The organism is Mesorhizobium sp. LEGMi-168a (assembly GCF_058312955.1).
In genome coordinates this window covers 1-1,357 of the sequence record NZ_JBZEGV010000102.1, presented here as the reverse complement: position 1 = coordinate 1,357, position 1,357 = coordinate 1, and the positions used below count along the sequence as shown (strand labels likewise).

The window sequence follows — 1,357 nt, the reverse complement described above, 5'->3', positions numbered from 1 at the left end:
TTCGACTGACGCATTTGGGTATCATCTCGGTCCCCAAATCGCTAATTGAGGCCGGGGAGTCATTCGGCGCGAGCAAACGACAGCACTTGTGGCACATTGAACTGCCCTCCGCCCTGCCGACGATAATGGCGGGTTTGACCCAATGCATCATGTTATCGCTGTCAATGGTGGTGATCGCGGCTCTTATCGGCGCGTCGGGACTCGGCAGGCCCGTCGTTCGGGGCCTGAACTCACTCAACATTCCTTTGGGTATCGAAGCAGGCCTTGCGATTGTCGTGCTGGCCGTTCTGCTTGATCGCGTTTGCAGGGTAGGAGACGCAAGAAAGCCATGAACACGGCAGTCAGTTTCCGTAACGTCGATATTATCTTTGGCAGGAAGTCGGCGCAGTCCCTCGCAATGCTGGATGCCGGCGCGAGCCGCAATGAGATTTTGGCCAAGACTGGAAACGTCCTTGGCGCCGCTGGCGCCAATCTCGACGTAGAAGAAGGTCAGATCAGCGTTCTGATGGGCCTATCGGGGTCAGGCAAATCAACTCTTCTGCGCGGAGTGAACGGCCTGAACCGCGTGACACGAGGCAGCATCATAGTGCGGCATGCGGGTCAGGACGTTGACGTTGTGACCTGCACCGCCGATACACTGCGGCAGGTGCGGCAGCAGACGGTAGCGATGGTCTTCCAGCAATTCGCGCTGCTTCCCTGGCGGACCGTGGCAGACAATGTAGGGCTCGGGCTTCAGTTTTCGGGAGTTCCAGTAGCTGAGCGGAAACTCAGGGTCGCTAAGCAGCTGAAGTTGGTCGGCCTTGATCAATGGGCCGATAAATATGCCCATGAGTTGTCGGGGGGAATGCAGCAACGCGTTGGTCTCGCCCGTGCTTTTGCTACGGAAGCTCCGATCTTGCTGATGGACGAGCCCTTCTCGGCGCTAGATCCATTGATCCGAACAATGCTTCAGAACGAACTTCTAGAGCTCCAGGAAAAACTGAAGAAGACGATAATCTTTGTCAGTCACGACCTCGAAGAAGCATTGAAGATTGGTAATCGGATTACAATTATGGAAGGCGGTCGGATCGTTCAATCAGGACAGCCTGAAGAGATTATCCTTAAGCCAGTGGACGATTACGTCCGCGATTTCATTGCCAACGTAAACCCGTTATCGGTGCTTACAGCTTGGAATGTGATGAATAATTTGGCGGACATGGAGGTCGGCAGCGATGGCTGGGTTTGGTTGGATACCGCGTGCACGACACGGATTCAATTAGGTCCTGACCGAAAAAGAATAGCGGTGGAACGCAACGGACTGGCTGGAACCTTCGTCTGCTGTAGCGATGCCGAGACGTGGGTTCCTTCGGAAGCGCGG

The 1,357-nt window shown here is 55.3% G+C and carries 2 protein-coding genes; both read left to right on the top strand.

All coding sequences use genetic code 11. The annotated features are described in order from the left end of the window. Positions 1-332, top strand: a 332-nt coding sequence (locus AC4FWB_RS34155; protein WP_491030607.1) for an ABC transporter permease subunit, incomplete at its 5' end; no start/stop codon positions are given. Beyond that, on the top strand, positions 329-1,357 hold a 1,029-nt coding region (gene choV, locus AC4FWB_RS34150; protein WP_491030606.1), incomplete at its 3' end, for a choline ABC transporter ATP-binding protein. The genes AC4FWB_RS34155 and choV, both read left to right, overlap by 4 nt.